At 71.6% G+C, this 13,539-nt stretch carries 11 protein-coding genes; 4 read left to right on the top strand and 7 right to left on the bottom strand.

The genetic code is table 11. The features are described 5' to 3' along the window. Positions 1–11: 11 nt before the first annotated feature. Both ABIH81_RS12655 and mshB read right to left on the bottom strand, forming a co-directional pair. Positions 12–506: a hypothetical protein gene (locus ABIH81_RS12655; RefSeq protein WP_349880429.1), complete on the bottom strand. Its 495-nt coding sequence runs from the start codon at positions 504–506 to the stop codon at positions 12–14. Further along, entirely contained in the window at positions 503–1,426 is a 924-nt protein-coding gene (gene mshB / locus ABIH81_RS12650; RefSeq protein ID WP_349880428.1) for an N-acetyl-1-D-myo-inositol-2-amino-2-deoxy-alpha-D-glucopyranoside deacetylase, read from the bottom strand. Before mshB ends, ABIH81_RS12655 begins: the two co-directional genes overlap by 4 nt. Positions 1,427–1,511: 85 nt before the next feature. Between mshB and ABIH81_RS12645 the strand changes: the two genes are divergently transcribed. Then, entirely contained in the window at positions 1,512–3,656 is a 2,145-nt protein-coding gene (locus tag ABIH81_RS12645; protein WP_349880427.1) for a prolyl oligopeptidase family serine peptidase, read from the top strand. An 88-nt stretch (positions 3,657–3,744) separates the two neighbouring features. Here the strand turns inward: ABIH81_RS12645 and ABIH81_RS12640 are convergent, their stop codons facing one another. The 5 genes from ABIH81_RS12640 to ABIH81_RS12620 all read right to left on the bottom strand — a co-directional run bounded on the left by ABIH81_RS12640 (position 3,745) and on the right by ABIH81_RS12620 (position 9,717). Beyond that, positions 3,745–5,487 carry an ABC transporter substrate-binding protein gene (locus tag ABIH81_RS12640; protein ID WP_349880426.1) on the bottom strand — a complete coding sequence of 581 codons (1,743 nt, stop codon included), beginning with the start codon at positions 5,485–5,487 and terminating at the stop codon, positions 3,745–3,747. A gap of 108 nt (positions 5,488–5,595) precedes the next feature. Further along, the gene (locus ABIH81_RS12635; RefSeq protein WP_013288442.1) at positions 5,596–6,582 is read right to left on the bottom strand and encodes an ABC transporter permease; all 987 of its coding nucleotides are present in this window, start codon (positions 6,580–6,582) and stop codon (positions 5,596–5,598) included. Between the two features lie 11 nt (positions 6,583–6,593). After that, entirely contained in the window at positions 6,594–7,601 is a 1,008-nt protein-coding gene (locus ABIH81_RS12630; RefSeq protein WP_349880425.1) for an ABC transporter permease, read from the bottom strand. Beyond that, positions 7,598–8,620 carry a dipeptide ABC transporter ATP-binding protein gene (locus tag ABIH81_RS12625; protein WP_349880424.1) on the bottom strand — a complete coding sequence of 341 codons (1,023 nt, stop codon included), beginning with the start codon at positions 8,618–8,620 and terminating at the stop codon, positions 7,598–7,600. The genes ABIH81_RS12630 and ABIH81_RS12625 overlap by 4 nt, the downstream gene beginning before the upstream one ends. Next, positions 8,617–9,717, bottom strand: a complete 1,101-nt coding sequence (locus ABIH81_RS12620; protein WP_349880423.1) for an ABC transporter ATP-binding protein — start codon at positions 9,715–9,717, stop codon at positions 8,617–8,619. Before ABIH81_RS12620 ends, ABIH81_RS12625 begins: the two co-directional genes overlap by 4 nt. 240 nt (positions 9,718–9,957) lie before the next feature. On the opposite strand from ABIH81_RS12620, the gene ABIH81_RS12615 reads away from it, so the two are divergent. The 3 genes from ABIH81_RS12615 (at position 9,958) to ABIH81_RS12605 (ending at position 13,438) form a co-directional block, all read left to right on the top strand. Continuing rightward, positions 9,958–10,506 (top strand): Uma2 family endonuclease, encoded by a 549-nt coding sequence (locus tag ABIH81_RS12615; protein WP_349880422.1) that lies wholly within the window; start codon positions 9,958–9,960, stop codon positions 10,504–10,506. 68 nt (positions 10,507–10,574) lie between these two features. Next, entirely contained in the window at positions 10,575–12,011 is a 1,437-nt protein-coding gene (locus ABIH81_RS12610; RefSeq protein WP_349880421.1) for a TldD/PmbA family protein, read from the top strand. Beyond that, a complete protein-coding gene (locus ABIH81_RS12605; protein WP_349880420.1) occupies positions 12,008–13,438 on the top strand; it encodes a metallopeptidase TldD-related protein in 1,431 nt (476 codons plus the stop codon). The genes ABIH81_RS12610 and ABIH81_RS12605 overlap by 4 nt, the downstream gene beginning before the upstream one ends. Positions 13,439–13,539 lie beyond the last annotated feature (101 nt).

The raw sequence follows: 13,539 nt of genomic DNA, 5'->3' as shown, positions 1-13,539 counted from the left end.
GCGTCAGCACCTCACCGTGCGTCCGGTGGTGTCACCAGGTGGCGGAAGCCCAGTACCGCGAACGTGACCGCGCCGGCCACGATCAACGCGAGGCCGAGCACGTTGTCACCGGCGAGCGCCAGATCGCCCTCCACGGTCCGGAAACCTCCCACCACGATCACCAGGAACCACGGCAGCGCGCCGAGCGTCACCGCCCAGCGCGTACCCGTCGACCGGTGGGCGAACCGGCCCAGCAGCACCGTCGTCGCCACCACGGCGACCACCCCGGCGGCCACCAGGCCGACCCCGAGAAGCGCCCGCAGCCCGCCGGAGCGGCCCTGCACCGTCTCCCAGGCCCAGGTCGCGAAGATCAGGTCGAGCAGCGCCAGCAGGACGCCGGCCCAGACCGTCACGACGCCGCCGGCCACCCGCAGCGCGCGGTCGAGCACCCGCTCCGCCGGGCTCGGCGTCGCGGCCGTCGGCGGCTGCTCGGGGAGGGTCGACACGGGTACGGCCGGCAGCGTCACCGGAGACCGGCCGCCGCGACCGGGGACCGCTGCGTGCCGTCCAGGGCGATCCCGGCGAAGAGGTCGTCCTCCCAGCCGTACGGGCCGGCGCCCGGGCCCTTCTCGCCGACCGCGAGCGTGAAGTACTCGACGCCCATGAACTCGCCGCCGAAGTTGCCGGCGATCGAGTAGAGCCAGGAGTCGGCCGGGATCTGGGTGGCGTGGGCACGCATCGCCGCCTCCTTGGCGGCGTGCTGGTCGGTGCCGTCGATCCGGGCGGCGATCTCCGCGTCCGGCGTGCCGAACGGCAGCTCGTCGGCGCTTTCGATGCCGGCGAACGGGTTGTCCGAGGACTCGGTGAACGTCTCCAGGCCCGCGTCGAGCACGCTGCGCGGCATGGCCGTCCAGTAGACCTTCGCCGGGGCGATCCCCTCGGCCGCGGCCAGCTCCACCGCCCGCATCGCCACCCGGTGCGCCTGGATGTGGTCGGGGTGGCCGTAGAAGCCGTCCGGGTCGTACGTGACGAGCACCTGGGGGCGGACCTCGCGGATGACCTCCACCAGGTACCCGGCGGCGACGTCCAGGTCGGCCTGCCAGAACGCCCGCGGGTGCTCGTTGGTGGTCAGGCCCATCATCCCGGAGTCGCGGTAGCGGCCCGCGCCGCCGAGGAACCGGTGGTCGGTGACGCCGAGCGCGGCGCAGGCGGCGGCCAGCTCGCCGATCCGGTAGCCGCCGAGCTGGTCCGCCTCGGCCGCGCAGAGCTGGGCCAGCGCCGGGACGTGGATCTCGCCCTCCTCGCCCAGCGTGCAGGTGACGAGCGTGACGTGGGCGCCGGCGGCGGCGTAGTGCGCCATCGTCGCGCCGGTGCCGATCGATTCGTCGTCGGGATGCGCGTGGACCAGCAGGAGGCGCCGGTCGGGCAGGGTCGTCACGCCCGTCACTCTAACCGGCGGTCCTGCCCGCTCGACGGTGATGCGTCCGCCCAGGTCGGCCACATCACCCCCGGCGCCCGCCTACTCTGCAGGCGTGGACTTTCCCGAGCTGGCCGCCCGTACCCGTCGGTTCAGCCACGGGGCGCCGCGCGCCGTCGCCGTCGCGGGCGACGGCGCCCGGGTGATCTTCCTGCGGTCCGCGGGACCGGAGGACCCGGCCGACGCGCTCTGGCTGCTCGACGTCGACAGCGGCGAGGAACGACTGGTCGCGGACCCGGCGGTGCTGCTGGGCACCGACGCCGAGCCGGCCCGCCTCGCACCAGGCGAGCGGGCGTTGCGCGAGCGGTTGCGGCTCAGCTCCGGCGGCATCGGCTCGTACGCGCTGGACTCGGCCGGCCGGGTCGCCGCGTTCGCGCTGGCCGGGCGGCTGTTCCGGGCCGACCTGGTGCACCGCGACGTGGTCGAGGTGGCGGCCGTCGGGCCGGTGATCGACCCGCGGCCCGACCCGGCCGGCCAGCGGCTGGCGTACGTCACCGACGCCGCCGAGGGGGTGCGCCGGGGCCAGTTGCGGGTGGTGGAGCCGGACGGTACGGACAACCTGCTCGCCGGTGAGGACAGCGGCGTCACCTGGGGGCTGGCCGAGCACATCGCGGCCGAGGAGTTCCACCGCTACCGGGGGTACTGGTGGGCGCCGGACGGCCGCAGCGTGCTGGCCGCCCGGGTCGACGAATCCCGCCTGGAACGCTGGTACCTGCACGACCCGGCCGACCCGGCGAGCCCGCCGACGTCGCTCGCGTACCCCGTGGCGGGTGGGCCGAACGCGGAGGTCAGCCTGCACCTGCTCGACCTCGACGGCGGCTGGGTCGACGTGCACTGGGACCGGGAGACCTATCCGTACCTGAGTTCGGTGGACTGGACCGAGGGCGGCCCGCTGATCACCGTGCTGCGCCGCTCGCAGCAGCACGGCCTGGTGCTCGCGGTGGACCCGCGTACCGGGGAGACGCAGGTGCACGCCGAGCTGGCCGACCCGCGCTGGGTGGAGCCAATCCCCGGCACCCCGGCGCACCTGCCCGACGGGCGGGTGCTGGTCGGCGGCGAGCTGGCCCACGACGGGTACGACGCGCGCTGCCTGTTCGCCGACGGCACGCTGCTCACCCCACCCTCGCTGTACGTGCGGCGGGTGGTCGGGCGGCTGCCGAACGGCCCGAACGCGGCGGCGGACCTGCTGGTGGAGGCGAGCGAGGGCGAGCCGAGCCAGCGCCACCTCTACCGGGTGCGGACCACTGTCGGCGGCGGCATGGACGCCCGCCGGATGGGCAGCGACCCGGGCTGGCACACGGCCTCGATCGGCGGATCCACGCTGGCGGTGGGCATCGCGTCGCTGGAGCACGCCGGGGTCCGCTGGCGGGTGTGGCACGGCGACCGAGAGGTGGCTGAGCTGCGCTCGTTCGCCGCCACCTGCTCGTACGCACCGCGGCCGACGATGGTCCGGGTGACCGACCGGCGGCTGCCCAGCGCGGTGCTCTACCCGGTCGAGCACGTCAAGGGCACCCGGCTGCCGGTGCTGCTGGACATCTACGGCGGCCCCGGCCACCAGGAGGTCGTGGCGGCCCGCAGCGTCTGGCTGGAACGGCAGTGGTGGGCCGAGCAGGGCTTCGCGGTGGTCACCATCGACAACCGGGGCACCCCGGGCATCGCGCCGTCGTTCGAGAAGGCGATCCACCGCCGGGTCGCGGACGTGGTCCTGACCGACCAGGTGGACGCGCTCACCGCGCTCGCCGACAAGCACCCGGATCTGGACCTGGAGCGGGTGGCGGTACGCGGCTGGTCGTTCGGCGGCTGGCTGGCCGGGCTGGCGGTGCTGCGCCACCCGGAGTTGTTCAAGTGCGCGATCGTCGGCGCGCCGGTCACCGACTGGGCGCTGTACGACACCGCGTACAGCGAGCGCTACCTCGGCATGCCGGACGACGGGATGGACGTCTACGCCCACCACTCGCTCGTCGAGCTGGCCGCCGAGCCGCTCGGCGACCCGGCGCAGGCCCGGCCGATGCTGCTGGTGCACGGCCTGGCCGACGACAACGTGCTCGCCGCGCACACGCTGCGGCTGTCGGCGGCGCTGCTGGCGACGGGCCGCCCGCACGCGGTGCTGCCGCTCACCGGCGCGAGCCACCTGGCCGCCGGCGGGGTGTCCGAGCGCCTGCTCCGGCTGGAGCTGGACTTCCTCCGCCGCTACTTGTAAGGAAGGGCCCCCTTTTAACGCCTGCGGTAGAGGAAGGGCCCCTTGTTAACGCGAGGCGTTAACAAGGGGCCCTTCCTTCACCTACGGGCTACTGCTTGACGTACGCGTTGACGAAGTTCGGGTAGCCGAACACGGAGGAGATGAACACCCCGCCCGCCTTGGACCCGTGCACGTTGTACGCCACGTCCACGTAGAGCGGCACCACCGGCGCGTGCTCCTTCATGATCCGCTCGTCGAGCTTGCCCCACTCCGGGCCCTGCTCGGACGGCGGCAGCGCCAGGATCCGGTCCATCTCGGCGTTGATCGCGTCGTCGTTGAAGTACGACTGGTTGCTGTTGCCCTCGGCCTTGATGGTCCGGCCGTCGTAGAGCACCGGCAGGATCGACGCGCCGCTGGGCCAGTCCGCCGCCCAGTTACCGATGTACAGGTCCCAGGGGTTGTTCTTCTTCTTGACCTCGTCCAGCTTCGCGTCGTCCGGGATGTTCCGGACGGTGATCTTGAAGCCGACGCGCTCCAGGTTGCCCTTGAGCTGGACCGCCTCCGCCTGCTCGGTCGTGTTGTCGGCGACGCCGAGGACCAGCTCGGGCGTCTGGCCGCCGAGCAGCTCCTTGGCCTTCTCGACATTCCCGTTGGCGCCCGCCGGGTACGCGTCGTACGCCTTGTAACCGATGGTCGACGGCGGCATCAGCGTGGTGATCGGCTGCGCGACGGTCTGGCCGCCGAGCGCCTTGACCAGGCCCTCGCGGTCGATCGCGTAGTTGAGCGCCTGGCGGATCTTCAGATCCTTGACCCGCTGGGTGTTGATCACGAGCTGGTTGGCGCTCGGGGTCGGGGACAGCAGCGTGCGGGACTTCAGCGCCGGGTCACCGGCCACCTTGGCCACGAGCGAGGCCGGCACCGAGTTGAACGCCAGCGCGCTCTGGTCGGCGCCGTTGTCCGCGATCACCCGGTTGTTGGCGGCGTCAGCGGTCGGCCCGAAGCTCCAGACGAACTGGTCCGGGTACTGGTGCCGTACCGGGTCGGTCTTCGCGTCCCAGTTCGGGTTGCGGTCGAGCGTGAGCTGGACCCCGACCTGGTTCTTGGCGATCTTGTACGGGCCGGACGAGAACGGCTTCTGGTCGAGGTTGACCCCGGTGTCCTTCTCCGGCTTGAGCGGTGCCGTGGTGGGCAGCGAGACCGCGAACGGCAGGTCGCAGCGGGGCTTGGCGAACTCGAAGCGCAGCGTCTTGTCGTCCGGCGTGGTCAGGCCCGGCGGCAGCGACGTCTTGTTCTTCTTGAAGTCCCACTTGGTGTCGTACTGCGGGGTGTCGGCCAGCCACTCCTGAATGTAGGTGGGGCCGCCGGTGAGGTCCGGGTCGAAGGAGCGGGCGATGCCGTACGCGATCTCCTTGGAGGTGATCGGGCTGCCGTCCTCGAACTTCACCCCGTCCTTGATCGTGAATTCCCAGACCTTGCAGTCGTTGTTGACGTTCTTGCCCGGGGTCTCGGCCAGGTCGCCCACCAGGACCAGGCCACCCTTGCCGTCGTCCTTCCAGGTGGTCAGGTAGCGGGCGAAGAGCGGGTTGGCCATCAGGCCGGCGAACGAGTACGTCCGCTGCGGATCGAGGTGGGAGATGGGGGTCTCCCGGATGATGGTGAACGTCCCGCCCTTGGTCGCGCCGTCGATCTCGGCGGCCGGTCCCTGCGAGTCCTTGGGGTCGGTCGCGATGACCCCGGTCTGCTGCCGGTTGGTGTCCACCTTGGTGCCTTCGCCCGTGTTCTCCGAGCAGGCACCGAGTGCCACAACCAGTGCGATGGCACCGCCAGCGGCGGCCGCTGCGCGTGGTCGCATGTCCTACCTCCTCCACCCGTTCGCCGAGCGCATCCGCCGACGTCCCGAGGATCGTAAAGAAGAAAAACTACGAGTTGGGTAACAGTTGTCGATAAATTTCGTCGCGGTTCAGCCGAGCCGTACCCGCGGGTCGATCACCGCGTAGAGCAGGTCCACCACCACATTCGCCAGCACCACGAAGACCGCCGCGATCAACACGGTCGCCATGATCGTCGGCAGGTCTCCCGAGCGGACCGCGTCGACAGCGGTACGCCCCATCCCGTTCAGACCGAATGTCGTCTCGGTGATCACCGTGCCGCCCAGCGCCCCGCCCACGTCCAGACCGGCGATCGTCACCACCGGCGTGATCGCGGCGCGCAGCGCGTGCCGGCCGTACACCTTGCGTTTGGCCAGGCCCTTCGCCCGCGCGGTCCGGACGAAGTCCTCCGACAGCGTCTCCAGCATCTGCGCGCGGGACAGTCGCGCGTAGATCGCGGAGAAGAGGAACGCCAGCGCCACCCAGGCCAGCACCAGCCCGCTCGTCCATTTCAGCGGGTTGTCGAACAACGATGTGTAGCTCGGCACCGGCAGCAGGCGAAGGTTGTAGACGAAGACGATGAGCAGCACCGCGCCGACGAAGTAGAGCTGCAACGAGGCGCCGGTGAGCGAGAAGCCGATCGCCGCCCGGTCCAGCCAGCTGCCCCGGCGCAGCGCCGAGAGCATGCCCAGGCCGACGCCGAGCAGCAGCCAGAGGATCGCCGCCGGGATGACGATGCTCAGCGTCACCGGCAGCACCCGGGCGATGGTGTCCGAGACCGCCTCGTTCGACACGTACGACCAGCCGAGGCAGGGGGCGTCGCACCGGCCGCCCTGGGCGCTGCCCAGATCCCGGCCGGTGAAGATGCCCTTCATGTAGCCGGCGTACTGGCTGATCAGCGGATCACGCAGGCCCAGTTCCTGGCGGACCCGCTCCAGTCGCTCCGGGTTGCAGTTCTTCGGGCACATGCCGGTGACCGGGTCGCGGGGCAGCGCGAAGAACATCAGGAAGCTGAGCACGCTCACCGCGAACAGCGTGAGCGCGGCGGACAGCAGCCGGCGGATGAGGAATCGCGTCATGGACCGGCCTCCTACCGGGACGACTTCGGGTCGAGCGCGTCGCGCAGCGCGTCACCGAAGAGGTTGAAGGCGAACACGAGCGCGAAGATGGTGATGCCCGGGAAGAAGACGTACGCCGGGTCGGTCTGCAGGTAGTCGAGGCTGCGGTAGATCATGCGGCCGAAGCTCGGCGTCTCGTCGGTCAGCCCGACGCCGATGAACGACAACGCGGCCTCGCTGGTGATGTACTGCGGCACCGCGAGCGAGAAGGCGACCAGGATCGGCGCCCAGGCGTTCGGCAGCAACTGGCGGAACAACATGTGCCCGAGTCCCGCGCCGCTGGCCCGCGCCGCCTCCACGAACTCGCGTTCGCGCAGCGCGATGATCTGACCCCGGACCAGCCGAGCCGTGCCGGTCCAGCCGAACAGGGCGAAGATCGCGATGAGCACACCGATCTGGAAGTACGCCGGCACGGCCTCGCGCTGACCGTAGAAGCGCAGCGCGACGGTCGGCATCAGGGCCAGCGCGATGATCAGGAACGGCATGGCCAGGGTCAGGTCGGTGATCCAGTTGATCACCGTGTCCAGCCAGCCGCCCAGGTAGCCGGCGAGCGTTCCCAGCGTCACGCCGATCACCGCGGTCAGCACGGCGGCGGCGAACGCGATGAACAGCGACGTCCGCAGCCCGTGCACCATCCGGATGAAGATGTCCCGGCCGAGACCGGGCTCCAGCCCGAACCAGTGCTCCCCGGTCACGCCGCCGGCGTAGCCCAACGGCATGCCGTAGCCGTCGAGGCGGTTCTGGAACTGCTCCTTCGGCCCCACCCCGTACAGCGCCTCGATGAGTGGGACGGCGAGCGCGACGAGCACGAAGAACGCCAGCAGGCCACCGCTGATCAGCGCGGTGCGGTCCCGCTTGAGCCGCGCGAGGGCGAGCTGGCCGGGTGACCGGCCGACGAACTCCTTCTTACCGCTCTCGTCGCCCTCACCGGGGGACTCGATCTCGGCGAGCGCGACGCCCTCGACCGGCGACAGGCTCATTTCGACACCTCCACGGGTTCGCCGGTGGGCACGCCGACCGGTCCGCTCTCCGGGTAGTGGCAGGCGGTTTGCTGTTCGCCGCCGTCGCGGGTGACGAGCGCGGGTTCTTCGGTGGCGCACCGGTCGGTGGCTTTCCAGCAGCGGGTGCGGAAGCGGCAGCCGGATGGTGGGTTGAGTGGGGTGGGGACGTCGCCGGTGAGGCGGATGCGTCCGGCGGGGCCGAGGGTGGTGACGTCCGGGATCGCCGACAGCAGCGCCCGGGTGTAGGGGTGCTGGGGGCGGGTGTAGATGGTGTCGCGGTCGCCGATCTCGACGATCGTGCCGAGGTACATGACGGCGACGCGGTGGCAGAAGTGGCGGACGACGGCGAGGTCGTGGGCGATGAACACGAACGCCAGGCCGAGGTCGTGTTGCAGGCTGCGGAGCAGGTTGACGACCTGCGCCTGGATGGACACGTCGAGGGCGGAGACGGGTTCGTCGGCCACGATCAGCTTCGGCTTCAGGGCGAGGGCGCGGGCGATGCCGATGCGCTGGCGTTGCCCGCCGGAGAACTCGTGCGGATACCTGTTGTAGTGCTCCGGGTTCAACCCGACCAGTTCCAGCAACTCCTGCACCCGGTGTTTCACCCCGCCGGGTGGGGTGATGCGGTTGACCTGCAACGGCATCGCCACGATCCGCCCGACCGTGTGGCGGGGGTTCAGCGACGCGTACGGGTCCTGGAAGATGATCTGCAGATCCTGCCGCAACCCGCGCAGCTCACCACGTTTCGCGTGGGTGATGTCCCGCCCCGCGAAGCTGATACTGCCGGCGGTGGGTTCCAGCAGACGCACCAGCATCCGCCCGGTCGTGGTCTTCCCACACCCCGACTCCCCCACCAACCCCAGCGTCTCCCCCGGCCGAACGTCGAAGTCCAGCCCGTCCACCGCCCGCACCGCACCCGTGGCACGCAGGCCCTGCCGGACCGGGAAGTGCTTGGTCAGCCCGCGCACCGACAGCAGCGGCTCGGTCTCGGTGCTCATCGGGCCACCCCCACCTGCGCGACCTCGTCGCGGTAGATCCGCTCCCGCGCGGCGACCGGCAGATGACACGCCACCAGATGCCCCGAGCCCGCCGGAACCAGCTCCGGAACGTCGGTGCGGGACCGGTCGCCGTTCACGTCGGCCCACCGGCACCGCGGATGGAACGCGCACCCCGACGGAAGGTTGATCAGCGACGGCGGGTTGCCCGGGATCGGCACCAGGTCCGCGTCCGCGTCGCCGTGCAACGACGGCACGCTCGACAACAACCCCCACGTGTACGGATGCTGCGGCGCCCGCAACACCCGCTGCACACTCCCGTGCTCCACCGCCCGGCCGGCGTACATCACCAGCACGTCATCAGCCACCTGACTGACCACACCCAGATCGTGGGTGATCAACACGATCGCCGACCGGAACTCGGCCTGCAGATCGGCCAGCAGGTCCAGGATCTGCGCCTGCACCGTCACATCCAACGCCGTCGTCGGCTCATCCGCGATCAACAGATCCGGATCGTTCACCAACGCCATCGCGATCATCGCCCGCTGCCGCATCCCACCCGAGAACTCGTGCGGATACTGATCGAACCGCCGCCCCGGCTGCGGAATCCCCACCCGGCCCAGCATGTCCACCGCCCGCGACCGCGCCTCCCGCTTCCCCGCCCTCGGGTGATGCACCCGGTACGCCTCAGCGATCTGCCGGCCCACCGAGTAGTACGGATGCAACGCCGACAACGGATCCTGAAACACCATCGCCATGTCCCGGCCCCGCAGCCGCCGCACCCCCTCCTCACCCAACCCGACAAGCTGACGCCCACCCACCCAGATCTCCCCCGAGATGGCCGTGCGCTTCGCGTTGTGCAGGCCGAGGATCGCCAACGACGTCACGCTCTTACCGGACCCGGACTCCCCCACGATCCCCAACGTGCGACCCCGCTCCACCGCGAACGACACCCCGTCCACGGCCCGCACCACACCATCCTCGGTGTCGAACCGCACCCGCAGATCCCTGACCTGGAGATAGGGCCCGTCGCCGGATCGCTGCTCCGGCACCTCCGGGCGGTCCGGCTCCCCGGACGGCACCGCCTCCGACCTGCCCATTGACCGCCTCCCCTTCGGTGATGAAGAGAACCTACAGCAAACCCTTGGAGGCGAAAATAAGCTACATCGAGCGGTCTGTCAGCGGTGAGAGCGTAACGACTCGGTCTCCCGTCCGCACGCCCCTCACCTGGGACATTCACGGCCACGATTGGGCATCTCGGCCTCGTCGTCGCACCCGGGGTGCGACCATGGTCCCGGTGACGAAGGGACGATTCCTGTCGGCACGAGGTGGAGGCGACCATGACAGCGGCGGTGTTCGGCCACGACGGCCCGTGGACCGAAGAGGAGTACCTCGCCCTCGGCGAGACGCGGCAACGCGTCGAACTCTTCGACGGGAGCCTGCACGTGACACCGGCACCGACTCCGCGGCACCAGCGAATCCAGCGGAACCTCGGCAATCTGCTGGAGGCCGCGGCCCAGCACGCCGGCCTGGAACTGCTGGAGACGGTGAACGTCCGGCTCCGGCCAGGCCGCATACCGATTCCCGACCTGGTCGTCACCGAGTCGATCGACTTCGACGAGCCGATGATCGAGGCGCGGGACGTGCGGCTCGTGTGCGAGGTCATCTCGCCCGGCAACGCGGCGACCGACAAGGTGCTCAAGATGCACTACTACGCCGCCGCGGGCATCGAGTGGTACCTGCTGGTGGAGCAGGAGACCGGCACGCTGCACCTCCACCGGCGGCAGGGCCGGCACTACCGGGAGGTGTCGGTGACCAAGCCCGGTTCCGTGCTGGAGCTGACCGAGCCCGTCCGGGCCACGATCCGGCCGGAGGAACTCGTCCCCTGACGGATGCCGGTGCGCTCGCCTAGGGTCGGGCGCATGAGCGAGCGTCAGCAGGGCAGCGGAGTGCCGGGATGAGCGAGTTCGACGCGGCGACCGCCGCCGTCCAGGCCGCCCTCGACGCGGGCGCCCGGTACGCCGACGCCCGGGTCATGCACCGCCGCTACGAGTCGATGTCGGCCCGCAACGGCGACATCGAGGAGCTGAGCCAGGACGAGAGCATCGGGCTGGGCGTACGCGGGCTCGTCGGATCGGGTTGGGGCTTCCACGCCGTACCCGATCTGTCCGACGCCGCGGCCCGCGACGCCGGCCGTCGCGCCGCGGCGATCGCCACCGCGAGCGCGCGGGTTCCCGGCCCGCCGATCGACCTGGTGCCGGTCGAGGCGACGGTGGCGACCTGGGCCTCGGACTGCGCCGTCGACCCGCTCGGCGTGCCGCTGTCGGACAAGGGCGACCTGCTGGTCCGCGCCACGGCGACGATGCGTGAGCACGGCGCCGACCTGGCCGAGGGGCTGTACCAGATCTGGGACACCTCGAAGTGGTTCGTCTCCAGCGAGGGCCACCGGATCGACCAGCGCATCCGGGAGTGCGGTGGCGGCATCTCGGCCACCTCGATCGGTGACGGCGAGACCCAGCGCCGGTCCTACCCGAGCTACCGGGGGCAGTACGGCACCACCGGCTGGGAGCTGGTCACCTCGCTCGACCTGGCCGCGCACGCCGCCCGCATCGCCGAGGAGTCCCGGGAGCTGCTCACCGCGCCGCTCTGCCCGGCCGGCGAGACCGACCTGATCCTCGGCGGCGAGCAGCTCGCGCTGCAGATCCACGAGTCGGTCGGGCACGCCATCGAGCTGGACCGCATCCTCGGCTGGGAGGCGGCGTTCGCCGGCACATCCTGGCTCGACCTGGCCCGCCTCGGCTCGCTGCGCTACGGCTCCGAGCTGATGAACGTGACGATCGACCCGACCATCCCGGGCGCGCTCGGCAGCTTCGGCTTCGACGACGAGGGCTCCCCGGCGGTCGCCCGGGACGCGGTCCGCGAGGGGCGGTGGGTCGGGGTGCTCGCCGGCCGGGGCTCGGCCGCCGTCGCCGGCCTGGACTACGGCGGCAGCGTACGGGCCGACGGCTGGGCCCGGCTGCCGATGGTACGGATGACGAACGTGGGCCTGGAACCCGGCCCGCACACGCTCGACGAGATCATCGCGGCCACCGACCACGGGGTGCTGATGGACATCAACCGGTCCTGGTCGATCGACGACAAGCGGCTCAACTTCCAGTTCGGCTGCGAGGTCGGCTGGGAGGTGAAGAAGGGCCGCCGGGGGCGGATGCTGCGCAACCCCACCTACACCGGCATCGGTCCGGTCTTCTGGCGCTCGATGGACATGCTCTCCTCGGAGACGGTCGCCTGGGGCACGCCCAACTGCGGGAAGGGGCAGCCCGGGCAGGTCGGGCACACCGGCCACCCGGCCGCGCCGGCCCGGTTCCGCGGCGTCCGGGTGGGGGTGCGGGCATGAAGCGGAGTGCCGGCATGAGCGCCGAGCTGGAGATCGCCACCGGGGTGGTCGACCTGGTCCGGCACACGGCCGGTCCGGCCGCCGAGGCCGAGGTGCTGGTGACCCGCTCCGATCTGGCGCTGACCCGGTTCGCCAACTCGTTCATCCACCAGAACGTGTCCGAGAGCGGCGTCGCCGTACACCTGCGGTTGCACGTGGACGGGCGGACCGCGACCGGCAGCGGCACCCGGGTCGACGCCGACGGCCTGGCCGCGCTCGTCGAGCGGACCCGGGCCGCGGCCCGGCTCGCGCCGCCCGACCCGGCGTGGCCGGGGCTGACCGCGCCGACGCCCGTGCCGTCCGGCCCGGCAGTCGACGAGGCCACCGCGTTCGCCTCGCCCGGCGAGCGGGCCGAGCGGGTACGCGCGTTCGTGGACGCGGTCGAAGGGCTGGAGGCGGCCGGCTACTGCCGCACCGCGTACCGGTCGGGGGCGTTCGCCAACTCGGCCGGGCACACGGCTGTGGGCCGGGCGGCCGAGGCGGCGATGGACGGCATCGCCCGCGCCGGCGGCGCGGACGGGGTGGCGCGGCTCTGCGCGGACCGGCTGGCCGATCTCGACGGCGCGGCGCTCGGCGCCCGCGCGGCGGCGAAGGCACGCGCCGCGGCCGACCCGGTCGAGCTGCCGCCCGGGCACTACGAGGTGGTGCTCGAACCGGCGGCCGTCGCCGACCTGCTGCAGAACCTGGCCTGGTACGGCTTCAACGGCAAGCGGTACGCCGAACGGCAGTCCTTCGCCGAGCCGGGCACGGCACAGTTCGACCCCGCGGTGACGCTGGTGGACGACCCGCTGCACGCCAGCACGCTGCCGTTCGACCTGGAGGGCACGCCCCGGCGGGCGTTGCCGCTGGTCGAGAACGGCGCCACCAGCGCGGTGGCGTACGACAGGCGCGGTGGCGCCGAGGCGGGCACCGGGTCCACCGGGCACGGCATGCCGGGTAGCGCGACGTTCGGGCCGATCCCGCACAACATCCGGCTGCCGGCGGGCACGAGCGACACGGGCGTGGCAGGCGCGGCCGTCGCCGCCGGACCGGTGAGCGCGGGCGTGACCGGTGCGGTCGGCGACCCGGACACCGCCGCGCTGGTGGCCGGTATGCGGCGCGGGCTGCTGGTCAGCGACTTCTGGTACACGCGGGTGCTGGACCCGAAGCAACTCGTGGTCACCGGGCTGACCCGCAACGGGGTGTGGCTGGTCGAGGACGGCGTGCCGACCCGCGCGGTACGCGACTTCCGGTTCACCGAGTCGTACCCCCGGGCGCTGGGGCCGGGCCGGGTGCTCGGCCTGGGCCGGACCGCGGTCCGCCAGCCGCACCGCGTGGACGGTTCCTGGTACGAGGCACCGGCGCTGCGGCTGTCCTCCTGGCACTTCACCGGCGGCGCGTCCGGGTGACCCGGCGCGCCGCCGGGCGCGTCACGCCACCGGTCGGCGCACCGTTCGACCGACGCACCACATTGATCATGAACTGACTCTTTCCAAGCTGCGGGACACAC

The sequence above is a fragment of the Micromonospora sp. HUAS YX12 genome (genome assembly GCF_040215685.1).
Taxonomy (GTDB): Bacteria; Actinomycetota; Actinomycetes; order Mycobacteriales; family Micromonosporaceae; genus Micromonospora; species Micromonospora tulbaghiae.
The sequence above is the reverse complement of the archived record's forward strand: the minus strand, read 5'-3'. Positions and strand labels throughout refer to the sequence as shown.